This is a genomic window from Geobacillus sp. FSL K6-3411 (assembly GCF_037965715.1).
Lineage (GTDB): Bacteria > Bacillota > Bacilli > Bacillales > Anoxybacillaceae > Geobacillus > Geobacillus thermodenitrificans.
In genome coordinates, this window is record NZ_CP150187.1 from 401,626 (window position 1) to 426,385 (window position 24,760).

The 24,760-nt window shown below is 41.5% G+C and carries 18 protein-coding genes and 3 pseudogenes; 11 read left to right on the plus strand and 10 right to left on the minus strand.

Annotation, left to right across the window (positions count from 1 at the left end):
* Positions 1-196: 196 nt before the first annotated feature.
* Positions 197-3,193, plus strand: a complete 2,997-nt coding sequence (locus tag NSQ22_RS02030; RefSeq protein WP_339264106.1) for a DEAD/DEAH box helicase family protein — start codon at positions 197-199, stop codon at positions 3,191-3,193.
* Between the two features lie 506 nt (positions 3,194-3,699).
* Here NSQ22_RS02030 and NSQ22_RS02035 read toward each other — a convergent pair.
* Positions 3,700-3,927: pseudogene (locus NSQ22_RS02035) on the minus strand (transposase); the annotation flags it as partial.
* Between the two features lie 170 nt (positions 3,928-4,097).
* Between NSQ22_RS02035 and NSQ22_RS02040 the strand changes: the two are divergent.
* Complete coding sequence (locus NSQ22_RS02040; RefSeq protein WP_172437884.1) at positions 4,098-5,765, plus strand: IS1634 family transposase; 1,668 nt, start codon at positions 4,098-4,100, stop codon at positions 5,763-5,765.
* A 92-nt stretch (positions 5,766-5,857) separates the two neighbouring features.
* On the opposite strand, the pseudogene NSQ22_RS02045 reads toward NSQ22_RS02040, so the two are convergent.
* A pseudogene (locus NSQ22_RS02045) lies at positions 5,858-6,799 on the minus strand (IS256 family transposase); the annotation flags it as partial.
* A gap of 260 nt (positions 6,800-7,059) precedes the next feature.
* Here NSQ22_RS02045 and NSQ22_RS02050 point away from each other — a divergent pair.
* From NSQ22_RS02050 to NSQ22_RS02060, 3 genes and pseudogenes are all read left to right on the plus strand, one after another.
* A complete protein-coding gene (locus NSQ22_RS02050; protein WP_339264108.1) occupies positions 7,060-8,175 on the plus strand; it encodes an SEC-C domain-containing protein in 1,116 nt (371 codons plus the stop codon).
* A 345-nt stretch (positions 8,176-8,520) separates the two neighbouring features.
* Positions 8,521-8,931 carry a phage holin family protein gene (locus NSQ22_RS02055; protein WP_060475568.1) on the plus strand — a complete coding sequence of 137 codons (411 nt, stop codon included), beginning with the start codon at positions 8,521-8,523 and terminating at the stop codon, positions 8,929-8,931.
* Positions 8,928-9,636: pseudogene (locus NSQ22_RS02060) on the plus strand (N-acetylmuramoyl-L-alanine amidase). Before NSQ22_RS02055 ends, NSQ22_RS02060 begins: the two are co-directional and overlap by 4 nt.
* 86 nt (positions 9,637-9,722) lie before the next feature.
* On the opposite strand, the gene NSQ22_RS02065 reads toward NSQ22_RS02060, so the two are convergent.
* The 3 genes from NSQ22_RS02065 to NSQ22_RS02075 form a co-directional block, all read right to left on the minus strand.
* Positions 9,723-10,505 (minus strand): helix-turn-helix transcriptional regulator, encoded by a 783-nt coding sequence (locus NSQ22_RS02065; protein WP_008881273.1) that lies wholly within the window; start codon positions 10,503-10,505, stop codon positions 9,723-9,725.
* Positions 10,506-10,878: 373 nt separating this feature from the next.
* Complete coding sequence (locus NSQ22_RS02070) at positions 10,879-12,045, minus strand: IS256 family transposase (RefSeq protein ID WP_339264111.1); 1,167 nt, start codon at positions 12,043-12,045, stop codon at positions 10,879-10,881.
* A 259-nt stretch (positions 12,046-12,304) separates the two neighbouring features.
* The gene (locus NSQ22_RS02075) at positions 12,305-12,529 is read right to left on the minus strand and encodes a hypothetical protein (protein WP_339264113.1); all 225 of its coding nucleotides are present in this window, start codon (positions 12,527-12,529) and stop codon (positions 12,305-12,307) included.
* A gap of 330 nt (positions 12,530-12,859) precedes the next feature.
* Here NSQ22_RS02075 and NSQ22_RS02080 point away from each other — a divergent pair, with 330 nt between their 5' ends.
* The 4 genes from NSQ22_RS02080 to NSQ22_RS02095 all read left to right on the plus strand — a co-directional run bounded on the left by NSQ22_RS02080 (position 12,860) and on the right by NSQ22_RS02095 (position 16,642).
* Complete coding sequence (locus NSQ22_RS02080; protein WP_151506739.1) at positions 12,860-13,150, plus strand: CC/Se motif family (seleno)protein; 291 nt, start codon at positions 12,860-12,862, stop codon at positions 13,148-13,150.
* Between the two features lie 14 nt (positions 13,151-13,164).
* Positions 13,165-13,698 (plus strand): hypothetical protein, encoded by a 534-nt coding sequence (locus NSQ22_RS02085; RefSeq protein WP_008881270.1) that lies wholly within the window; start codon positions 13,165-13,167, stop codon positions 13,696-13,698.
* A complete protein-coding gene (locus NSQ22_RS02090) occupies positions 13,695-15,311 on the plus strand; it encodes a carbon starvation protein A (protein ID WP_011886730.1) in 1,617 nt (538 codons plus the stop codon). Before NSQ22_RS02085 ends, NSQ22_RS02090 begins: the two co-directional genes overlap by 4 nt.
* Before the next feature lie 449 nt (positions 15,312-15,760).
* Positions 15,761-16,642, plus strand: a complete 882-nt coding sequence (locus NSQ22_RS02095; RefSeq protein ID WP_339264115.1) for a DUF3990 domain-containing protein — start codon at positions 15,761-15,763, stop codon at positions 16,640-16,642.
* A 49-nt stretch (positions 16,643-16,691) separates the two neighbouring features.
* Here NSQ22_RS02095 and NSQ22_RS02100 read toward each other — a convergent pair whose 3' ends face one another.
* The gene (locus tag NSQ22_RS02100) at positions 16,692-17,480 is read right to left on the minus strand and encodes a zeta toxin family protein (protein ID WP_078172601.1); all 789 of its coding nucleotides are present in this window, start codon (positions 17,478-17,480) and stop codon (positions 16,692-16,694) included.
* Between the two features lie 379 nt (positions 17,481-17,859).
* Between NSQ22_RS02100 and NSQ22_RS02105 the strand changes: the two genes are divergently transcribed.
* Positions 17,860-18,540, plus strand: coding sequence for a YebO family protein (locus NSQ22_RS02105; protein ID WP_223812807.1), 681 nt, complete (start codon positions 17,860-17,862; stop codon positions 18,538-18,540).
* Between the two features lie 135 nt (positions 18,541-18,675).
* On the opposite strand, the gene NSQ22_RS02110 is transcribed toward NSQ22_RS02105, so the two are convergent.
* Positions 18,676-19,437, minus strand: a complete 762-nt coding sequence (locus NSQ22_RS02110; RefSeq protein ID WP_008881263.1) for a sporulation protein — start codon at positions 19,435-19,437, stop codon at positions 18,676-18,678.
* 166 nt (positions 19,438-19,603) lie between these two features.
* Here NSQ22_RS02110 and NSQ22_RS02115 point away from each other — a divergent pair, with 166 nt between their 5' ends.
* Positions 19,604-20,005, plus strand: a complete 402-nt coding sequence (locus NSQ22_RS02115) for a (deoxy)nucleoside triphosphate pyrophosphohydrolase (protein WP_029761499.1) — start codon at positions 19,604-19,606, stop codon at positions 20,003-20,005.
* A gap of 200 nt (positions 20,006-20,205) precedes the next feature.
* Here NSQ22_RS02115 and NSQ22_RS02120 read toward each other — a convergent pair whose 3' ends face one another.
* The 3 genes from NSQ22_RS02120 to NSQ22_RS02130 form a co-directional block, all read right to left on the minus strand.
* Positions 20,206-21,357 (minus strand): HAMP domain-containing sensor histidine kinase, encoded by a 1,152-nt coding sequence (locus tag NSQ22_RS02120; protein ID WP_339264118.1) that lies wholly within the window; start codon positions 21,355-21,357, stop codon positions 20,206-20,208.
* 89 nt (positions 21,358-21,446) lie between these two features.
* Entirely contained in the window at positions 21,447-22,151 is a 705-nt protein-coding gene (locus tag NSQ22_RS02125; RefSeq protein ID WP_008881260.1) for a response regulator transcription factor, read from the minus strand.
* A gap of 115 nt (positions 22,152-22,266) precedes the next feature.
* Positions 22,267-24,750, minus strand: coding sequence for an ABC transporter permease (locus tag NSQ22_RS02130; RefSeq protein ID WP_171355693.1), 2,484 nt, complete (start codon positions 24,748-24,750; stop codon positions 22,267-22,269).
* Positions 24,751-24,760: the final 10 nt, after the last annotated feature.

Genomic DNA, 24,760 nt, shown 5'->3' on the forward strand with positions numbered 1-24,760 from the left:
GATTTGGCCCTTATAGCCCGTCGAGGGAAAGGAATATGTCCCATTAAATCACCAGACTTTTAGATATTAGCAAAATGAATCTGGTGTAAGAATATGAACTTCGAACAGCTAAAGAATTTTTTGATAAAATATTATTATTTGAATACAAGAAAAACGGTATATATTATGAGTAGTTCTATAAGGTGGGAGGGATAAGATGAAAACAAAACAAATTAAAAAAGGAAATAATATTCTTTTCTGTAATATTAATAATGAAAATAAAGTTCTTAAACCCCAAGATGTGGTCACTACTTGGAATAATAGTTTTAAAGAAGTTCTTGCTGACGGTAATAATCAAATAGGACTGAGACCACCTCAATTTGGAGCAATTTGTGCAATTCGCTCATTTTGGACAGTTAGTAGAGAAGCAGCTACTATTGTTATGCCTACTGGAACTGGAAAAACAGAAACAATGTTAGCTACAATTGTTGCCGAAAAGTGTTTAAAGACTTTAATTGTGGTTCCTTCTAATCTACTTAGGCAACAAATTTTTGATAAAGCAAAAACATTTGGGGTTCTTTACCAAATTGGTATTCTTGATGACAAATATGTTCTGCCGCCCAATGTTGCGCTGTTAGCAAGTCAATTTGATAATTTTGAGGAATTTAGGGAATTTGTTGATCCAGCTAATATTATTGTTACAACTATGCAATTAGCGAATTTATTCCCAGATGAATATAAGAAATACCTTGCACAAGAATTTGATACTTTAATAGTTGATGAAGCACATCATATTAGTGCAAAAACATGGAGTAAATTCAAAAGTTTTTTTGTTAATAATAGAATTCTTCAATTTACGGCAACTCCTTTCAGAAATGACGAAAAAAAGATGGATGGAAAAATTATATATAATTTTCCTCTATCAAAGGCTCAAGAACAAGGATATTTTCAACCAATAATGTTTTATCCATTAGAAGAATTTAATGATAAGAAAAGTGATGAAATGATAGCGAGGGAAGCAGTTAAGCTATTGGAAGAGGACATTGATGCTGGATACGATCATATATTATTGGTTAGGGCTAGTACAAAAAATCGTGCAAAGGAATTATACGATTCTATATATAATAAGAAATATAAAAAGTTTAAACCAGTTTTGTTAATTAGTGGTCTTAGTGATAGTGAAAAGAGAAAAGGGATTCAAGCTTTGAAAAACTTAGAATCTAGAATTGTAGTTTGTGTAAATATGTTTGGAGAAGGCATTGATATACCAAACTTAAAAATAGCGGCAATCCATGATAAATACAAATCCCTTCCTATAACTCTTCAATTTATTGGGAGATTTGCCAGAACAAAAAAAGGTTTAGGAGATGCAAAAATTGTAGCAAATATTGCAAATGAAGAAGTGCAAGAAGCTATAAGAGATTTATATAATAGAGATTCAGATTGGAATCAATTACTATCAATCAAATCAGAAGGGCTTATCAATCGTGAAATAGCTTTACAAGATTTAGAGGAAAGGTTTAAAGGGAACGGTATCGATAAAATTGGTATAAAACAAATTATTCCAAAAGTTAGTATGTATGCATATATAGTAAAAACAAAATCATGGGCATGGGAAAAGTGGACTACAGTTCTCGATGAAAATATATGCAAGTACTATATTAACGATGAAGAGAAAGTTTTAGTCATTATTGAACCGAAAGAAAGTAATGTTGGATGGACTACTCAACATAATATTTCAAACCTTAGTTGGGAATTATATGTAATTTACTGGAATCAAGACAAAAATGTTGCTTTTGTTAATGCCACAGATAAATCTTTAGCGAATAAGCTTGTTGAAGCTATTTTCGGGGAGAGTAACAGAATAACTGGAGAAAATATATTTAGATGTCTATATGGTATTAATCGTCTTATGCTTGCGACGGTTGGTTTAAACTCTGCCATTAATGGCCCAATAAGATACAAAATGTTTGCTGGCGTAGATATAGCACAAGGTTTATCTGAGGCCTCAAAAAGTAATAGTTATAAGTCTAATCTTTTTGGAGTCGGATACAATGGCAAAGGAAAGGTTAGCATTGGTTGTTCCCATAAAGGGACTATTTGGGCGAAATGGGTTGAAAGTATAGATTATTGGATGAATTGGTGCAATGAGATAATAGACAAAGTTTTAGATCCTACTATTGATCCTCAAAAAATACTAGAGGGAGTATTAGTTCCTAAAGTCATCAAGGAACTTCCAAATGAAATTCCCTATAGAATTGATTGGCCATTGGAGTTAGATTTTTTTACTGATGATAATTTATTTTTAGAACGAGATGGAATTAAAATACCTATATACGAAGTTGATATTAAATTGCCAGAAATACAATCAAAAAAGGATGTATTACAATTCTATGTTGGAAATGAAGGTTTTAAAGAGAACTTTGAATTATCAATATCGGATAATTCTTTCCGAATTAAATCAGTTTCCAAAAATAAGACAAGAATTGTTAAGAGCAAGAAAAAAACTCTTCTTGCTGATTTCTTTCAAGAATATCCGCCAATAATTAAATTTGTAGACCAGTCAACTCTTGAAGGAAATTTATATGTAACATTAAAAGATAGCCATGAGGACAAGAGTTTTCCGTCAAATCAAGTTTTTTCTTGGGATTGGAAATCAATGGGGGTAAACATTAAAAAAGAATCACAGACAATCGAAAAATTTTCTGATTCCATACAATATAATGTCATAAAAAAATTACTAGATACTGGTGACTACTGTATTGTTTTTGATGATGATGATGCGGGGGAGATTGCCGATATAATTGCTATAAAGGAAAGTGAAAACGATATTATTTTTGAATTTTATCATTGCAAGTATTCTCACGGAGATTCACCCGGTTCGAGAGTTAGTGATTTATATGAAGTCTGTGGTCAAGCAGAAAAGTCAGTTATTTGGAAACAAAATACTAAAGAAATTGTGAAAAGAATGCGTAAAAGAGAAATTCAAAGGATGGAAAAAAGTACTGTATCACGATTTGAATTAGGGGATCTTGATAAACTAAAAGAAATAGAGAACAAACTAAGAGTGTATGGTTCTAAATTAGAAATAAATATTGTTCAACCGGGAGTGGATAGTAAAAAGATAACTGGGGATATGGATAGAATTTTAGTTTCTACTCAATCTTATTTGCTTGATACATATGGAATTCGGATGAATTTGATATGCAGTTAGTTTAAAAACCAATTACAGGTATTATTCTTTAACTTTTAAATCGAATGCTTACCATTAAACAGGATCTATCAGGAAACTGTGGCTCAATCATTAAAGTGTTATTATTGAAATCCACATTGAAAGAATAAGGAGGAGACGGATTGAAACTATACATATGTGAAAACGATTTCGATTTACACCACGGTTACAAGACTGGATTCTTTGAAGGATTTTTGCTTAATAGAATGGTAAGAAATTTGGAGATTTGCTCTTTCTTTAACTGTTTTTTAAACAAGAATACACAACATTCGTGTTTTATAAACTTATTAACCTATTAACCACATAGAATGTTACTAATAGGATTTGGTACCGTCAAGAATTTTGTGTAATGTAAGATAGATAGGGTATCTCTGAAATAGATTTAGAATAGAGGGGAAGACTGGTTTCCTCCACACAGGAGACTGAATATTCAGTCTCCTGTGTGGAAAGAGAGAATCCCCCTTATCTCATTGATTTACATTATTTGGTTAATTATAACGTTCTTCAAACATTCGTTGAAGGGCTTCATGTGCTTCGGCAAATCCTCGCAACTTTCGCCCTGCCCATTTCTCATTAAAATCTTGGATGGTCAAATACACGACTTTTTCAGCGGCTTCTAAACTACTCAAACTGTTCATCGGCTTTAGACGTTTCCGAATCTCTTTGATCGTTCGTTCAATGGCATTGGTCGTGTAAATCAAACTTCGAATACTGCTTGCCCGAGTTCGACAGTTTTGAGGCCATTTTAGGCAAATGAAAATGGCCAAAATGCTGTTATATCAAAGATTTCGCGATGCGGATCCTAGAAAAAAACACTGAATTTCATAGGCACACGACTTGTTTATTTTAACTTTTAAAACAGCTGAATATCGGTTATAATATAGGCATGTACATACGGCGAGTAACACGCAAAAACAAAGATGGAACGACCGTGGCGTATCTCCAGCTTGCTCACAACGAATGGGATCCGAAGGCCAAATATGCGAAAGCGAAGGTGATTTATTCGTTTGGGCGCGAAGACGAGGTGGATCGCGCTGTCTTGGAGCGTCTGGCCAAAAGCATTTCGCGATTCCTTTCTCCTGAGCAGGCTTGGGAAATCGAGACGTTGACAGGAGAAGTGTCGGATGACTTTCAGTTTCAATCAAGCAAACGCCTTGGTGGCGCTTGGCTTTTGGATCAGCTCTGGAGACAACTGGGATTGGGAGAGATTCTCCACTCCTTGTTTGCCTCCCGACATCATCAGATTCCGTTGGAACGGCTGATTTTTGCCATGGTGGCGAATCGTGCCCTTCATCCGTCAAGCAAGTTGGCGATGGAGGAGTGGGTGGAGAAAGACGTGCATATCCCTCATCTTCCCCAAGTCGCCAGCCACCAGTTGTACCGGGCGATGGATGAGCTGCTGGCTGTGCAGCCGGAATTGGAACGCCAAGTGTTCCATGCCGTGGCCGATTTATTGAACCTGGAAGTCGATTTGATTTACTTTGATACGACTTCGTCGTACTTCGAAGTGGATCCATCCGAAACACCAGAAGGAGAATCGCTTCGAAAGCAGGGGTTTTCCAAAGATAAGCGTCCCGATTTGGTCCAAATCGTCATTGGACTGGCCGTTACCCGGGAAGGAGTCCCCATTCGCGCTTGGGTATGGCCTGGCAATACGATGGATATGACGGTCATCAAACAGGTGAAACAAGACTTGATTGGCTGGAAGCTTGGGCGTGTGATCAGCGTGATGGACCGCGGATTTTCGTCTGAAGAGAATTTGCGAATCTTGCAACAGGCCGGGGGACACTACATTGTCGGCGAAAAAATGCGGTCCGGCAAAGCCGCCGTCGAAGAGGCCCTAAACCGTCGCGGGCGCTACCAACAAGTTCGCGAGAACTTGCATATCAAAGAAATCATCGTGGGCGACGGAGAAGCGCGTCAGCGCTATGTTCTCGTGTACAATCCCAGCGAAGCCGAACGCCAACGCAAGGAACGGGAAAAGCTGCTCGAATCGCTGAAAGAGGAGTTGGAGGGGCTTCGCCAACTCCCCAATGAAGCTCATCATAAGGCCACCTGCCGGCTGCGTTCCCATCCGTCCTACGGAAAATACTTGCGTCAATTGAAGGATGGAACGCTTCGCATCGACAAGCAAGCGGTTCGTGAAGCGGAAACGTACGATGGCAAATATCTCATCCGAACCTCCGATGACACCTTGTCTGCCGAGGATGTCGCGCTCGGGTATAAGCAACTGGTGGATATCGAGCAGGCCTTTCGGACGTTGAAATCAACACTCGAGCTGCGCCCCATGTATCATCGCTTGGAAGACCGTATCCGGGCGCATGTGCTGCTCAGTTGGCTGGCTCTCTTGCTGGTTCGGATCGTGGAGATCCGAACTCATGAATCGTGGCCGAAAGTAAGAGACGAATGCGAGCGTCTCATGCTTGGACATTTTTCTTCAAAAAACGGCGACCTTTATCAACGAACCGAACTGACGGCCAAACAAGCGCTATTCCTTGCGGCTCTAGGGCTGGAACCTCCTCCAAAGATTCTAGGCATCCACCCTCGCACCTAGATACACGCCCGAAGTGTGCCCAAATGCCTCCGATCCCTTTTGTATCAAGGGGCGAGAGGCATTTTGTTTGCCTAGTGACTGTCGAACTCGGGGCTTGGATAATCCATAAATGTAAGGAGGACATCCAACTCATTGGCCCAAGATTGAACTTCTCTCGGATACTTGCTGGACCATTTCGACTCAAACTGTTGAAACATCTGTAACGCCATCTCCTTATTCGGTGCGCGATAAATCAGTTTGAGATCCTCTGCCACTTCAAATTGATCTTTTTTCCGAACACGATTTAAGGTATTACGTACTTTGTGAACGACACAGCGCTGCACATCGGCTTTCGGATAAACGGCTTTAAAGGCTTCCTCCAGTCCCGGAAGGCCATCGAATACACCAAGAAGTACTTCCTGTAATCCTCTCTTGTAGAGATTGTGGAGAATCTCTTGCCACCCATAGGCACTTTCTTGTCCTCCTACGAAGAAGTCGAGAATTTCACGATACCCTTCTTCGTTTACACCTAACACGACATAAATGACCTCTTTTTCTACCGTATCTCGACGAAGTTTCACGTACAACCCATCCAAATATAAGACCGAATAACGCTTGGGTAGGGGGCGATTATGCCATTTCTCGATGTCTTCCCTTACCACATCCGTGATATGGCTAATCGTTGTTGGTGAGTAGGCATTTCCTAAAATTCGTTCGATAAACTTGCCAATTTCACGCGTACTCATGCCACTTTGATACATCTTGATGACGGCTTCCTCGAGCCAGCCGGTATGGCGTTGGTAAGGGGTGAACAACTGCGTTTGAAATTCCCCGTTTCGGTCTCTTGGAACAGAAAGGCCTTCGATACGACCATACTGCGTATCTAGGTTTCGATGGTAATAGCCGTTTCTTCTATTCGACGTTCCCTTCTGTTCAATTTCGAGGAAACTCTGAATTTCTTCCTTCATGATCAACTCTAATTTTTCCTTTACAAACTGACGAATGGCGTTTTCCAGTTGATTGAGCCAGTCTAAATTCGGTATACTTTTAGACATAGGTAGGGTTCTCCTTTCTCTAAGATTTTTGGCCAAATCAGAGAATACCCTACCTTTTTCTTTTGGTCTAGCCAAATGCTTGACACAAAATTTTATACATCATCTAGGATTTGAAATTGTGATCTGTAAATTTTAATTAGGTTAACACACCACTAAATCAATATGTTTTATATTCTTGTTAGATAACCTTGATGAAGGAAGGATTAATAGTTAACAAGATACATTACAGATATATTCTACATAAAAGGGAGTAATAGTTTGTGTCAAGAATTAATAGAAATGATTTATGCCCATGTGGGAGTGGAAAAAAGTATAAAAAGTGTCATGGAAGTATAAAGCCGATAAGTGAACTATTTAAAGATCCACATGTCGAATGTATATGTGGAAGTGGCTTACATCCTTATGATTGTTGTGGGGCATACCTTGCTTCTATTCAAAGAATTAAACCTTCTATAAACGAAAGCCAGTATACCATAAAGAATAATAGTTATAGTGAAAAATACGCAGGAAAAGTTTATTTTGCTATTTTGTCAACTTTAAAACCAGAATGGAATATTTTTAGAAATTTTTATCTCTATGGTTTGGAAATAAATGGTCGTTTTTTTAGACCTAAAACTCTGGATAATGTCGTTGAAATAAAATCGGATACTTATACCTTTTGGAATATTAAGTGTAATCTAGATTATTCTACGGGAGCATTTTTAAGTTTTAAAAGTTCTTCTAATTTGACAAAGGATGAATTACAAATAGCTGAATGCAATATTTCAATTTCTGAACCAATTTATAAAATAGAGGTTCCAAACATTAGAATTACAAAAGATCACTATTTAAGGTTATTTCATCATACCTCTAAAGATGGGGAGCGAGGGATTACTAGTAGTAAAGAAATATGGCCTTCGCCATATAACCTTCAAGGGAGTACAAGAAAATTAAAGAACATTCATTTCGCATATTTTACTGATCTCCCTGAGTTGAAATATGAAAGTGACTTATTTAATGTTGCAATGCGTGAAAAAGGTCGAGCAGTTTTTCGAACAGATGATGAATCTCAATATGAATATGTAGAAATTTATGAACAGCCATCTTATAAACGAGAAAGGCGTTTAACCTGTTATATTAATATTAAGATGTTAGTTCCAGTCTCTGCTATATACCATCAACAGGGTGGAAGTCAATATATTGAGTTTTTTCACCCTCATATTTTTAGAATTGGAGTAAAACCAGATAAAAGAATACCAATTGAACCTTATGAGGACGGATGGAGAATACGTTCCAATGCAATTACACCACAAAAGGTTAATGTATTTCCTATTGCTAATGGGAACCGATTATTAGAACTGAGTAATATTTACCAAGATAAATATATAGAAAAATAAAAAGGCAGTTTTTCAAGTTAGGCAAACACTGCTACATCTATATGTTGTCTGCGATCACTACTCAAGTCACGTTGAGTTGGTAGCATTGATGTCTAGGGTGGATAAATAAGAAGGGTTGAAGTATTGATAACTTTATTATCAAGATGTCGATAGTCTGGTTTATTGGGCAAATGAAGCTGCTTACCGATGGAAATTACGAGGCATTGCCATTTGGTCATTAGGGCAGGAAGATATGCGGGTGTGGGAAGCATTGCCTAAACAAATATAAATAATTCAAGGGTGTCTACAAAATGTAGGCACTCTTTTTATATAGATTATTTTAAAAACTAAAGAAGGAAACTTACTGTGAAGGATATATGGAATTGGATACAAATTATTGTTACAGCACTAGGTGGTTTCATGGGTTGGTTTTTAGGAGGGTTAGATGGCTTTTTGTATGCATTGATTATATTAGTTGTTGCTGATTATATCACAGGAATTATGTGTGCAATTGTCGATAAAGAACTATCTAGTGAAATTGGTTACCGAGGGATATTTAAAAAAGTGTTAATTTTTATATTGGTTGGTGTCGGGCATATGATTGACACTCATTTGATAGGAGATGGCAGCGTTCTTAGAACAGCGGTCATCTTTTTTTATTGTTCAAATAAAGGTATTTCTATGCTAGAAAACGCTTCACGATTAGGTTTACCAATACCAGAGAAGTTAAAAAATGTACTTGCTCAGTTACACAATAAAGGGGGAAATGAATCATGAATTTAAAAAAGTTATATTTAACAAAGAATGAGTGCTATAAAGCGGGAAGAAAGATTACACCAAAAGGAATTATGGTTCACAGCACAGGAGCAAACAATTCAAATTGAAAGCGCTATGTTGGTTCGGATGATGGTTTACTAGGGAAAAATCAATACAACAATCACTGGAATCAGCCAAGACCAGATGGTAGGCAGGTGTGTGTTCATGCATTTATCGGAAAGTTAAAAGATGGATCAATTGCGACATATCAAACGTTACCTTGGAATCATCGTGGTTGGCATGCGGGTGGAGATGCGAATAATACACATATTGGCTTTGAAATTTGTGAAGATAATTTAACGGATAAAACTTACTTTAATAAAGTTTATAAAGAAGCGGTTGAATTGTGTGCGTATCTTTGTAAACAATACAAATTAACTGAGAAAAATATTATCGGTCATTATGAAGGGTATCATAAAGAAGATTGCTAGTAATCATGGTGACCCGCGTCATTGGTTTTCTAAATTTGGCAAATCAATGGCTACGTTCCGAGCAGATGTGAAGAAAGAATGAGCGGAAGGAACAACAACTTCTAAACCATCAACTGGCGCTAAAAAACTGTATCATGTGCAGATTGGTGCTTATAGTGTTAAAAAGAATGCAGACAAGCAGTTAGCAAAAGCGAAGAAAGCTGGATTTAAGGATGCGTTTGTGAAGTATGAGTAAATGGAAGTAACCGAGGAGTATATTATTCCTCGGTTGTATTCATTGCTTAGAATTGGTATTACTTTTGAAATCGATTTTGTATGTTCCTAATACTCATCAAACTTCTTCTTTATTTTTTGTTTTAATTTAAAACTAAGGCGATTTGTATGCTCATTATTTTTTACTAATAATTGATATGCTGAAATAATAGTGATAGTACGAACAGATAAAGCAAGGCCAACAGCTATCAAAAAAACAAAAATCGGATAATAAGGAACTAAGATACCCATTTCTAACTTTTTCTCCAAAGCAAAAGCTAGAAAACCTACTGCTAATAAAGAACCTCCAACTATTGTTGTTCCTAAATGTTTTCTTTTAAATCCTTCATATCTTGTTCTTAATTCTTTAATATAATTTGAATCAAACAATAACACTTCTTTTTTTAGAACTGTATATTGTCCTTGATCAAAGCCTAACGTAGCAAAAGAAATAATACCTAATGTTGCGATGATAATAATTAATAGAACACCTAGAAGTGAGGTGGTTCCTAAAATAAAATATGGTTCAAACGCTAGTGCAAACAGTCCGAAGCCTATACCAACATGGTTAGCAATTTTTTTTGAACTTAATAAAAAACCTTCTGCCATTTCTCTACTAACATAATAACCATCTTCTTTATCATCATTATTTTCGGCAGACTCTTTCAATAAGTAATCAATAGATACCTCAAAGATATTCGCAATCATCAATAGTTTTTCAGTTTCGGGGAATCCTTGACCATTTTCCCATTTACTTATTGCTTGTCGAGTGGTGTTTAATTTTTCCGCTAGAGCCTCTTGAGACAGTCCTTTCTCTTTTCGTAACTTAACAAGTTTTTCTCCAAAATTCATTTGTTGTAACTCCTTTCATGTTATTAACTATATTGTATAAAACATCGATATTTTTTCTATCCTATTCTAGTTGCACTTTGTCAACTTCTAGTTGCACTTTGTCAACTTGTGGTTGCATTGTTGTTATTCCGCACTTTAAAGCTTATTTTATTAAGTCTATACAAATTATATTTATTATATTTAATAAATAAAACTAAAGTTTTTTTAGAAATTTCGGTACCGTCAAGAATTTTGTGTAATGTAATGGGGTAGGGTTTCTCTGAAATGGATTTGAATTGATAGGGGACTGATTTTCTCCACACAGGAGACTGAATATTCAGTCTCCTGTGTGGAAAGGGAGAATCCCCCTATTTTGTTTATTTACAGTATTTGGTTAATGATAACGTTCTTCAAACATTCGTTGAAGGGCTTCATGCGCTTCGGCAAATCCTCGCAACTTTCGCCCTGCCCATTTCTCATTAAAATCTTGAATGGTCAAATACACGATTTTTTCAGCGGCTTCTAAACTATTCAAACTGTTCATCGGTTTTAGGCGTTTCCGAATCTCCTTGATCGTTCGTTCGATGGCATTGGTCGTGTAAATCACACTTCGAATACTGCTTGGATCATCCATAAATGTAAGGAGGACATCCAACTCATTGGCCCAAGATTGAACTTCTCTTGGATATTTGCTGGACCATTTCGACTCAAACTGTTGAAACATTTGTAACGCCATCTCCTTATTCGGCGCGCGATAAATCAGCTTGAGATCCTCGGCCACTTCGAATTGGTCTTTTTTCCGAACACGATGGAGCGTGTTGCGGACTTTGTGAACGACACAACGCTGCACATCGGCTTTCGGATAAACCGCCTTAAAGGCTTCCTCCAACCCCGGTAGTCCATCGAATACGCCCAGAAGCACTTCCTTTACGCCCCTGTTGTATAGTTGTTGAAGAATCTCCTGCCATACATAGGCGCTTTCCTGTCCTCCCACAAAGAAATCAAGAATTTCGCGATATCCTTCTTCATTCACCCCTAACACCACATAAATGGCTTCTTTCTCCACGGTTTCGCGACGAAGTTTTACGTATAAACCATCCAAATATAAGACAGAATAACGCTTGTGCAGTGGACGAGTGTGCCATTTCTCGATGTCTTCCTTCACTACATCGGTAATACGGCTGATCGTTGCAGGAGAATAGGCATTGCCTAAAATTCGTTCAATAAACGTGCCAATTTCACGTGTGCTCATGCCACTTTGATACATCCTGATGATGGCTTCCTCAAGCCAGCCCGTGTGGCGTTGGTAAGGGGCAAACAGCTGCGTTTGAAATTCTCCGTTTCGGTCTCTAGGGACCAAAAGACCTTCAATCCGGCCATATTGCGTATCTAGATTTCGTTGATAGTAGCCGTTTCTCATATTCGATGTTCCGGCTTGTTCTATGTCGAGGAAATTCTTGATTTCTTCCCGCATGATCAGTTCTAATTTTTCCTTTACAAACTGACGAATGACGCTTTCCAGTTGATTTGTCCAGTCGACATTCGGTATACTTTTAGACATAGGTAGGGTTCTCCTTTCTCTGGAATGTGTTGGTCCAAATCAGAGAACACCCTACCTTTTTTCTTTTGTTCTAGCAAAATGCTTTACACAAAATTTTATACATCATCCATTAGGGCGTCTTAAAAAAGGAGGAAAATTTATCTTTATAGATTTGTTTCAAGATCCTAAATATTATCCAGATCCTAGCAAGATAGATATAGCTATCGAATCCCGAAATGGTATGATTACTGAGCGAGTTCGCTTAGATAAAATCATTGAGTTACCATTTCCACTGAAGCATAAAAAGGTTCTGGGTTATGCGGAAATCATTACTGGACGAATCGTTGACAAAGATTCGCGTTAAAGAAAGGGGTTCCTGACCTTGAGCTTTTCCTTCAGGTGACTTTGCCGGAGGCCGCAAACTTAAACAACCCATCCCCATGAACGCAAGATTCAATTGGCTCATTCCATGACGATTGTTTTGTATTGCTTGTGAAATTGTCATCGTAAGGAAAAGCCCGTTCCCTAGATGAGAAGGGAACGGGCTTTATTATCTTGAATCAAGAAGTTGGTGTAGGGCGTTCAATGGTGAAAAGACGGCCCGTGTTCAAGGTTGCTTAGGAGGCCGATGAAAATCACTGGCTTTGGGGGAACTCTAAACAGCAAGTCTTATGTATGAAAAAACCATCTTTTTGCGGTATGATTTTGGCTCAATCCCCCCACTTTTCGATGAGGAGGGTGTAAGAAAAGGGTGCATTTTTAAATCAAACTAATGTATAATATACTATACAGAATATACAGAAAAATAGTAAATTATTAATGGGCGGGATGAACGATGGATTATTCCATTTCCATTGACGACAACGCTAGGAAGTGGTTAAGGGAGAAGGGGAGTGTATTGACCATTTCGAAGTTCCAAGCGACCCATTGTTGTGTCCCGGCATCAGAAGTGTGGGTTGAATTTCAGAGGCCTGAAAATGAAAGCCTTTACAAAAAGATTGTTCAACACGGGATTACGTGTTTTATAGAAAAAGGTCTGGAGTTTAAACAAAACCATCTGAAGGTGAAACTGACTGGTCCACCCTTTTTTAAAACGATTCGGGTGGAAGGGCTCAAATATTTTTAAAGGGGGGAGAACGAATGGTGGGAGATCGGTTGACCCGCTTTGCCCATGAGTTAGCTAACAAATTCACTTTATATTTTGATGTATACCGCGATGAACAAATCAGCGATTTCCCCCTCGCGTTTATTGCCCACTACAAGCGGAGAGACGAACGGTATATGGTAACAAAAAAGATTAAAGTATACGGTGTGGAAAACCAACAACTTGTTTTTGCTACTGTCGCAAATGAACCCGTCTCGTTACCATTTGTCAGGCGATTTCGGGATGTCATCGATCAACATAAACATCAATTTATTCAAGAACATACAGAACATATGTCTACGATTGTACTCGGCCTTATCATTGCGGATGGCAAACTCGATGAAGTGGTTTTGAAGGAGGTGAGGAAGTATCGAAAAGTAAAGTTTTTAAAATTCGGCTGGCACGGGTGGGTTGAGATGTATATGGCCGTCCTCCATCCTACTCAAAAAACCGTTCATATCCACCCGAAGGGAAGGTCGTTCGTCAAGTCGATCGAAACTCTAATGAGGGAGGATAAAATTAGCCTATGAGCGCGGTGACCTTATTGCTGATTTCGGCTATTGCCTTTATTGTTGCTTATTTTACGTATGGCAAGTATCTTGACCGCAAGCTCGGCGTGGACCCAAACCGGCCGACGCCGGCGGTGGAGATGGCGGACGGGAAGGACTATGTTTCCACCAATCGACCCGTTTTGCTTGGTCACCATTTCGCTACGATTGCGGGCGGCGGTCCGATTGTTGGTCCGATTTCTGCGGCGGTATTCGGTTGGATTCCGGCTGTGTTGTGGATTGTGTTAGGAAGCATTTTCTTTGGCGGGGTGCATGACTATGCCTCGCTGCAAGCATCGATCCGCCATAAAGCCCAGTCGATTGGCACGGTCATTAAAGAGTATATCGGCAAGCGCGGCCAAACATTGTTTTTATCGTTCTCTATCGCGACCATTATTCTTATTGTTGGCGTGTTTATCGTGTTGGTTGCCGATACGTTTGCTAACGTTCCGGCGGCAGCGACTGCTTCCATATTGTTTATTTTCGTGGCGATGTTGTTCGGCTTTTTCGTCAACCAAATGCGCGTCAATTTTGTGTTGGCGAGCATCATCGGCGTCATTGTCATGTTTGCTTGCGTTTGGATCGGCATCGTGTTCCCGATTAAAATGAGCGCGACGTTTTGGGTGTTTTTCTTGATCATTTATTCTTATGTAGCCTCCGTGTTGCCGGTTTGGTTGCTTTTGCAGCCGCGCGATTATTTGAACTCGTATTTGTTGTACGGTATGATGCTCGGTGGGTTTATCGGCATTCTTTTTGCGAATCCGACGCTTCAACTCGCCGGCTTCACCGGCTTTTACAATGAAAATTTAGGTCCGTTGTTCCCGATTCTCTTTATTACGATTGCCTGTGGCGCGATTTCTGGTTTCCATTCCTTGGTGGCGAGCGGCACGACAGCCAAACAGTTGGACAACGAACGAAGCGGCCGTTTCATCGCCTACGGTGGGATGCTGATTGAAGGGTTTTTGGCGGTGATTGTTGTCTGCTCGGTAGCGTATTTGACGACGGAGCAGTTCACGCAGCGACTCGCTGAGTTAGGCGGGCCGATCCCCGCTTTCTCTGCTGGTCTCGGGTATTTTATGAGCCATTTTGGCATTCCGGAAACGGTAGGCACAACCTTTGTTGCTCTGGCTGCCTCGGCTTTTCTCATGACAACGTTAGATTCAGCGACACGGCTCGGGAGATACGGTGTGCAAGAGTTTGCGGAAGGAAGATCCAAGACGTTTGCCAATCCTCATGTAGCAACAGGAGTGATCGTCGTCGGTGCGGCGGCGCTGGCGCTCTCGGGAACGTGGAGCGATTTATGGCCGCTATTCGGTTCTGCCAACCAAATGCTTGGCGCGTTGGCGTTGTTGGCCGTCAGCGTCTGGCTTGTTAAAAGAGGGACGAAGTCGTGGTTTGCGATCATCCCGATGATATTTATGTTTATTGTGACGCTTTCCGCGTTGCTTGTCTTCATGAGAACGAATTTCTTGAGCGGCAATATCTTCCTTGTGGTTTGTGGGTTTATCTTGTTTGTCTTGTGTATCTTCCTCGTCCTTGAAGCGTATCGTTCCTTTACAAAACCGAAAGATAAAGATACGACGGTCAAAGCGTAATAGGTTAAGGCGATACTAGAGTTGCTGAACATCCCCTTTTGGTAGACTTCTGTCTATTGAAAGGGGATTTTGTTATGCATGACAGTATTTTTTACATTCTAGAAAGTTGGTGAAACACGAGCGTTTTCCATTGTGCAGCGGTCTTCTAGGTGGAGTAAGGTTTGTAAAGCTTTTCTATTTTGATAAGTTTCGTCGTTGCACCGTGTTCCTCAATAAATCCTCCTTTCTAAGGCTCTGCTTCATAATGGAATTGGCCTAAAAGGTCGATGATTGCGTCGTAAACACGGCGCCAGAGAGGGCTTTTTTACATAGAGAAACTTTGTGACTCTGCTCTTACATGCATTTGAGAATTGTGAAGTAACGGAAACGCTTGCGGTTCACTAGCTTCCTAGGTAATACGTATATTTTCTTTCTCATAAGTATATATGGACTACGTTTTATCATCTCCAATGAAGGGAGGAAGTCTCCCTATGCTCCCCGCTCATGATACATGTACGGTTTATCATGGAACGAATCTGTTCGCCGCAAGGATCATTAGAAAGATCGGGATACGGCTTGATGTGCAGAGAGAGCTTACTGATTTCGGAAAAGGCTTTTATGTTACGTTAAACCCTCAACAAGCAAAAAACTGGGCGCAGATTAGGGCCATGCATCCGCAAATTTCTCCCGACTTACTGGCCCAACTTAATATGAGCCAGTCTCAGTATTTCAATCACCCGGAGATTAAAATTCCAGCTTGTTTAGTGTACGAGCTGAATGTAAGCCAGCTGCGGCAATTAAACGGAAAAGAGTTTTCCTTGCCTCATGAGCCGGGATGGGAGCGCCATCAGCGGTCATGGGAACGGTTTGTGTTAGATTGTCGTACGGGGAAGAGACATCATTACGACTATGTGTATGGACCGGTAGCTAAGGGGCATTTGACTAATATTGAGAAAATCAAAGTTTCCCGTACAAAAGATCAGCTTTCTCTAAATAGCATGCGGGCCGTAAAATGTTTATCCACATTAGATATTGTGGCTTTCAAACCGGAAGACATATATATGAAAACGTTCTTGTTAAAGCAGCTGTGGAATCATATACAGAACTCGGAAAATGCTAGAAACTATAGATTTTTACACGAAATCCGCAATGAGTTGATGATGATTGGCAACCTGACTAGCCGTCAGGCCGATAAGATGTTGCGCCAGTCTTTAACGTCTCTTCCATTCAGTTCAATTATCATGCACGAACCGGCTGCTTATTGGGCTTTTTCCGTTTTGTACGGGATGCGGAAGCTTTGGTATAAAGAGTATGAAGTGTACATGAAAAAGAAACATGGAGCACGTAAGTAAGAAAAGCGGCTGCAGCGTGGTCGCCCGACGCGGTTTGCCGCCATTTTTATTATGTTTTTCCTTTTTTTAAAAAATTGTTGTATAAGACAGGCTCTATGTAATCGTTAGAGGCAATAAGTACGAGTTTGTCTTGATTGTCGTATACATAGTAACGATCAGCGAAGTCTTTAATGGCTTGAAACGTTCGTGGGACTAGCTTGTGTGTATTTTCGATTACTTGATAAGGAATTTTTCTTCCGGTCATCTTTGCTCTTTCCTTGGCTCGTTGTTTCGCTAATTCGAGAGGAATGTCAACGATATAAATATGCACTTTATAACCGGCTTTTTTTAGCTTCTTCATCAACTGTTTGTATGCCCTCGTTCTAGCCATGGTTCCTTCGTAAATGAAATGTTTGCGATGGCGAATCAGCTGTTTCAATAATAAATTGCTAATGTCGCGGGATTCTTGATGAACGAGACGGGCGGCGTCATTTGGATGAGTTTTTTGCAGCGAGTGATATTCGGGAATGTAGGTTTTTATGTCATCAGGATCTACGATGATTGCCTGTACACCTTCTTCAGCTAATTGTTTTTCAATCACCGTTTTTCGCATCATCGTCTTTCCAGAGGCTGTTCCGCCGCCAATAAGAATGGCTATGGGCCTTTCCGTTTTTGGGGGAGAAGGGGCTTGTTTCATGATCGCATGAACGATCCTCATATGCATGGCGTGACGTTTCGGACTGTATTTATAGCCTTTCACCGAATACATTTCTTTTGTGCTCTTTATTTTTGCGTGATTCCGGTTGAATTTTTTTGTGAATATCCATTTTAAGCGTTCTAGTGGCCTTATGAATTTCATGGGGGTCACCTTCCTTTTGCAGAAAGCTCTTGCCTTTGAACAGTGAAGAAGATGGCTTAGCCCCCTTTAGAGGAGCGGTATTTCTTCATGCCAGTGGTTTTGGAAAGTTTCAAATATCAAGGTTTATGTAGTAGAGAAACGTCTTTTGGCATCGTATAATTCATTAAAATAAACACTCTTTTCAGCGCCCGCGCAGGAGATAGGAATATGTCATCTATTCATATCCAATGTATGCACCAAAAAGCGAAGGTAACATAAAATGAATGGAAACTTTTGCTTTAGTTTCAGCATTCGGAAATGGAAGGTGGAGCAAGGGGGACAGTATTTCCTGCTGTTGTCATCGTATAACATTGTCTTCAACGAAAGAGGGGGCTGGGTGATGAAGAAGACGTCGGTATTCGGGTTGCTTTTTTTATTGCTGATTTCTGGTTGCGTGAACGAGTCGGGCGACAAAGTCAAACTAAACCAGCAAATACAAGAACAGGCGCAGCTCATTGATCAGCTGAAACAGCAGAACAAAGAATTGGCCAAAAAAGCGGCAGAGTGGCAAACAATGAACGAGAAAAAGGTATTGTCCGCTGCATTGGCGATTGTCGAGGCGCTGAAGGCGAAGGATATGGATCGGCTTGCGATGTACGTCCATCCAGACAAAGGGGTGCGTTTCAGTCCGTATGGCCATGTCGATATCGCCAACGATGTCGTGTTTGCGAAAGACGAGCTCCCTTCACTTATGAAAAGCAACCGTATTTATCGATTTGGTACGTTTGACGGGTCTGGGGAGCCCATCATGATGACGTTTAGCGATTATTTTCAGAAGTTTGTTTATGATGTGGATTTTGCTAATCCACATATGATTGGAAACAACATCGTGATCGGGAAAGGCAATACACTAGAAAACATTCATGAAGTATATCCTGATGGAGTATTTGTGGAGTTTCATTTTACCGGGTTTGACGAGCAATATGACGGTATGGATTGGAAGAGCTTGCGCCTTGTCTTTGAACAAGATGGCGGCTCATGGAGATTGGTTGGGATTGTTCATGATCAATGGACGACCTAAGTACTGCTGGCATTTTCGCTGAAAGAAACCATGCTGTTTCGTCTGTAGAGCAGCGATAGGGGGACATAGGGGTAAGATGTCGATGTGCTTCATTATGGGACAAAAGAGGCCGATGGCCCCTTTTGTTTTTTAGCTTTAGCTATGGCGTTGAATCACATTGGCCAACAGTTGCGGCAATGATGCGATATCGTTCGGTCCATAGGTAAACCGGACGAGCGTTTCGTCCATATCAAGCGCTTCGGCGAGCAATCCAGCGAATCCGCGCGCTTTGCGGTCAATTTCTAAAATGGTTTCCACTCCATGTTCAGAAACAAAAAAGACAGCTTCCAATTCGTCAAGGCGCCCTCTAAATGCTCCCCTTGTCGGTCGAAATTCAAACTCTTGGACAAACGGCAGCCGCCGTTGCCAATAGCGCGGCGCTTGTTCGCATTGCACATGGCGGAGACGGAATCCTAGCTGGTGGGCGGCCTCGAGAAATGCTGCGACGAGCGGGTGCGGTTCGATTGTGAGGTAGTCTCGGTCTTGTGGATCAAGCGCCATTTTAATGTCAAGGCCGGTTTGCAGCCATACTTTTGAAGAGCCGAGCGTAATTGGCACGTCATATGGCAAGGCGAATTGAAACGGAATCGTTTTGGTTTCATTCGGCTGGATCGTCATGGAGTCGGACACCCGGTACCGGGCGAGTACGGCTTTTTCTTCGACTTTCTTATCATCGATCTCGCGAATATACGTTGTCACTAAAGCGAGATAAATTTCATCAATGCGCTGTTCAACACTGCCGCCGCGAACCTCGACGACTCCTTCGACCGTTTCCCCTTGGGCGTATTGCGCTTTGGCAAGTTTCGTATCGACGGTGGCCGCCCCAATGCCGATGGAGCTTAACAGTTTTTTGAACAATCGACTCTCCCCCTTGTCGGTGATGGTTCTTATTCGGGAATACGCAATTCCTAGTAAAAAGGTTCCACATTTGTTATAGCACAATGTTTGAATAAATTCCACTATTTTGGAAAACGAAACGTTTTTTGCTAAAATGGCGTATATCGATGAGAGAGGTAGGTCAGCAATGAAACGGGTTATCCACGTGGTCGGGGCAGCCATCTGCAATGAACAGGGGGACGTCTTATGCGCGTTGCGTGGGCCGCAGATGTCGTTGCCGAACGTTTGGGAGTTTCCAGGCGGCAAAGTGGAAGAAGGAGAGAGTTCGGAAGCGGCCTTAGTTCGAGAAATTCGTGAGGAACTTGGCTGTACCATTTCGGTCGGCAAGCTGTTAGCTGATGTGTTCCATAAGTATGAACACGCCATCGTTCATTTGCAGACATATGAAGCTCGCCTCATCGATGGGGAGCCGCGGGCACGGGAGCATGCCGAGCTCCGGTGGGTGCCGTTCTCTCAGCTTCGTACCCTGGCATGGGCGCCCGCTGATCTCCCTACCGTTGAGGCACTGTTGGCAAAGAGCTGTTCATAGGCAAACGAGGCATTGATTCCGATGAAGGAAAACGGAATTGGCCCACAGTCATTCAATGAAGCCTTGGAGCCAACTGCTCCAAGGCTTCACTCTTCACCGTTGCAAGAGGTGACCGCGGGAAGTACAATTCCGCATGAGAAGATTTGTTTATGGTATGAGTTGGTGATGTTTTGCGCTACTTTAAGGTCAGCCTTTTTCCGTCAATAGTTAAGAAAAGTAATGGAAAACGTCGTACCTTTTCCGAGTTCGCTCTTCGCTTCAATCATGCCGCCATGCGCTTCGATGATCGATTTCGCTAAAGCCAATCCGATGCCGATCGAGTCAGGTTTTTTCGACGTTTTGGCCTTGTAAAAGCGTTTGAAAATGTGAGGGAGATCATCTTGGCTGATGCCTTCTCCCGTGTCGGCGATCACCACCCTTGTATAAAGCGGATGGGAGACGATGGTGATATCGATGTTCCCTCCCGGTGGGGTGTGTTCGATGCTGTTTTTTATGATATTGATGAACGCTTCTTTCAACCAAAGACGGTCATGGTTGAATTCAACTTCTTCACTGTTTTCAAAGCGAATATGAACATTTGCTTCGACCGCTTGCTCACGCAAATCGTCGATCGATTGCCAAACGGTTTCGTTTAAGCTTTGCTGTTGGCGATCCATTTGCAATGCTTTTGCGTCGAGTTTTGCGAGTTTGAGGAGGCTTTGAATGAGCCATTTCATTCGCTCGAGTTGTTTTTCGTTTTGCAATAAAAACATGCGTTGCTGTTCTTCCGACAGCTGTTTCCCTAACATAATTTCATTGTAGATGATCATGGAAGAGAGTGGTGTTTTGAGCTGATGGGAAATGTCGGACAATAAATCGGCTAAAAACCGTTTTTCCTTTTTCAGTTCATCTAATTGATTCCGGATCGTATTCCGCATGCCGTTAAAGGCGACCGCTAGTTTTGAAAAGTCACCTTCCCTTGTTTCGCTCATAATGATATTGAAGTCGCCTTCCACCACCTTTTCTGCGGCGAGCGCAAGTTGCCTAATGCGACTGTAAAGCGTTCGATATTGTGAGTAATTAAGGAGAAAAAGCGACAATGCCATCAATAGAAACAACAACACGACTGCACGCTCGTTTTTTTGAATCGCCGTGTGGACATAAGGAAATAATTCGTCGTTCAATTGCTCCGTTAATCCGTATTGCGCTAGGATCTCCTTCCCTTTTTCCTCTTCTTCACGCGAGATTTCTGTTGTCATGAACGGGACGATATCTTGCTCGAGTTCGGGGTGTTCCTCGACAATTCGTGAAGCAATGGAACCGAAGACGGCTATATAGTCACTTTTTAATTGCTCATGGTGAAGCTTTAACATGATGAAAGCAACGAGGAAAAAGAAAGCCATTAATGACAATAACACACCAGAGCTAAGACGCAGTTCAGGGTTCATAAAGTCGCGGCTCATCACAGTATCTTCTCCCTCGTCACTTCTTTATTCCATTTGTACCCGAGGCCTCTTTGCGTTACGATATATTGAGGCTCTTTAGGGTCATCTTCGATTTTTTCCCTTAGCCGTCGAATATAGACGGCTAACGTGTTTTCATCGAAAAATGCTTCCGTTCCTTCGGCAAGTTCGCGTAAGATTTCGTCGCGGCTCATGACGGTGCAAGGGCGATCCATCAATGTGAGCAGCAGCTTATATTCTTGAGCAGAAAGAGAGATTTTTTGTCCGTTTTTCTCGACGGTGGCCGCGAGCGGGTCGACGGTGATGGTGCCGCTTTTTAATATCATTCCCGTGGCTCGATGTCCTGCGCTTCTTCGGAGCAGCGCTTTAATTCTTGATAAAAACACGCCGACGCCAAACGGCTTCGTGATGTAATCGTCCCCGCCGAGCTCCAAGCCGAGAATGATGTTCACTTCTTCATCAAGCGCGGTCAAGAACAAGATCGGCACGTCGCTTGTGGCGCGAATATGTTTGCATAAATCATAGCCGCTTCCATCGGGCAAATTGATGTCTAAAATGATTAAATCAAACGATTGCGAGGCAAATAGCGCTTTTCCTTCTTCGAGAGTGGAAGCGCGACACACTTCATAGCCCTCGTCTTGCAAGGCGAATTCAATACCGAGTGCGAGCGATTCATCATCCTCGACTAGCAGTAGTTTGCTCATTCGTGTTCCTCCTTTGTGTACTCTAGCCGTTCGTTTCCTCCCTTTTATGATAGCTTGCCGAATTAGAAAAATAAAGGATGCGGATTATGGCGATCCGCATCCTTACCGTGTTCGTTTAATACTCTTCCCGAATCGCTTCAATAAGATGTTCTTTCTTCATTCTTGCCAAAGGTGGCAATATGGATAAATAAGCGATCACAACAGCGGCCGCTCCAGCGATGAGCATCGCTGTCCACGGAGGTTGCCATGAAAATTGTTTCACGTCAATGAAAAACATGTACATGAGATAGGACAGGCCGCATCCAATGATCGAACCGTACAGTGTCCCCATCGTTCCGTACATCACGCCTTCAAGCACAATCATTTTCTTTAATCCTTTGTTCGTTAAGCCGATCGCTTGCAAGGAAGCGAGCTCTCTTTTTCGTAAAAGGATATTGGTCGTTAAGGTGTTGATAATGTTGACGCTGCCAATGAAAGAGACGACGATGATAAAACCGTACACTAATATTTGCAGCATAAGAATGCTTGACTTCGCTTTTCGGTTTGTATCGATATGGTTGATGAGCATGACAGAAGGGTAGGGACGAATCACCGCTTCGATTTGTTTTTCTGCCTCCTTTTCACTCTCTGCCGTTTTCAGTTTAATATTCCATTGCACCGGTTGCAGTTTTTGTTGCGACAGCAAACGCTCCGCGACTGTCTTTGTTGTGATTAGTTTTAATCTGCTTGGATTGCTGCTGCGAAAGTGAAACGGATCGTCCTCGACAACGGCGGCCACTTTCACTTTTTGCATCGCATCTTTATAGGAAACGGGCGCGCGTTGGCCAACATCTTTTTCTAGATAGATTTCATCCCCCGGTTGCAGATGGGCGATTGGGCCGTTGTAAAATTTTTTTGTTTTGTCATTATAAAATTCGTTGTTCTTAATGACAATGACCACGTTTTCTTTTGTCAGCTGTTGTTCATCAATATTTCCTGCTTCCAAATAGCGACGGGCTGCCTTGAGTGATTCGCTGTCATAAATGTTGATCGTGGCTTCTACCATTATTTTTTCGCCGTCAGGCCAATCGATCGGTTGGTAAATGCCTTCGAACGGTTGCACTGCCTTCAGCTCGCTCTCTTTGTCGATAATGGCATAAAAATCATGTGATTCGTAAGCTTCGTATACTTTATCAACTGTCGGCAATGCTCTAAGGGCAGCAGAGATGGATGCGGCCGTCCCTTTCGCCTCTGGCGTGTCTTTTACGATGGAGAAATGAATGTTTCTCGACTCGTTGGGATGTTCGCTGATCATAAAAGCCATGTCCATGAATGATTTAAACACAATAAAGAGCATGACGCTAATGGTAATTGAAAAGACGGTAATGCGGTATCGTTTGCGATCTCGCTTCATATTTTTCGCTGCCAACATACCTTCAAAGCCGAGCCACTTGCTGATCCACCTGTTTTTGCGCTTTTTTATTCGTTCTTTTACGATCAGCGCGCGACTGCTGATCGCTGCTAACGGCGAGATGCTGCCAGCGAAACGAGCTGGAAGCCAAGCGGAGACATAAATGGATGTGAGCCCGATGGCTGCGCTCAAGAGCAAGATGTTGCGAGAGATGATCGGCGGTGTGGCGAACAGCGCTTCGTTCGCAATCAGCTTAGATGCGAAAAAGATGCCGTAAATGGCGACAAGGCCGCACAGGAGGCCGAGAGGGATCCCGATCAATGATAAAAAGGTCGCTTCTCTTATCACAACAGCTCGGATTTGTTTTGGTGTCGCCCCGATCGCTCGTAATAAGCCGAATTGTTTGATCCGTTCAACAATACCAATTTGGAACGAGTTATAAATGATGGCGATCGTAGAGATCACAACGATTCCGATGATAATGGCGACCGCTGCATACAGTCCGATGGCCTGTTCATTGTCACCGCCGGCTCCTTGCAAAATAAGCAACTTCGTGTTTAGTTGAACATATCGGTCGTCGGACAACTTCTTCAGCTCGTTAACGGTTTTCTCCAAGTCCGCCTTTTCACTAATTTCAACAAGAAGAGAGGCTTTCGTTTCATCGATTTTGTTCGTTTTTGACAATAAGATGCCTTTGTTGCTTATTTGATTTTCCACATCGTTTCCTAATATGCCGGAAACGGTGTATTGTTTATGTTGCAGTGTGATGCGGCTTCCAACCGTTGCCTGAGGATCGATTTGTTTTAGCAACCATTCCTCTAAAGCCGCTTCTGTTTCATTCTTGGGAAGCCGGCCTTTTTTCACATGCGTCGGAAGCAGCTCTAATGCACGGTTTGTGGCGATATATTCCGTCACCATCACCTTTTCGTTAATGCTCATTGTTTCGCCGATGGTGAAAAATCCGTATCTTGAAACGTTTGGATTATGAATGACTTTGTTGACCGTATCGCTGTCCAATTTTGTGAACATGACATGGTATGCGCCTTTGGTTTGTTTTGTTTCTTCAATTTCTGCCTGCTGTATCCAAAAGAGGAACAGACCGATCGCTGAGATTAAGGAAATAGATAACGTAATTCCTAATATGGTGAGTGCTGTTCTTTTTTTGCTTGCTTTTAAGTACTTCCATGTAAGTTGCTTATAGCTCCTCATCCTCTTGTTC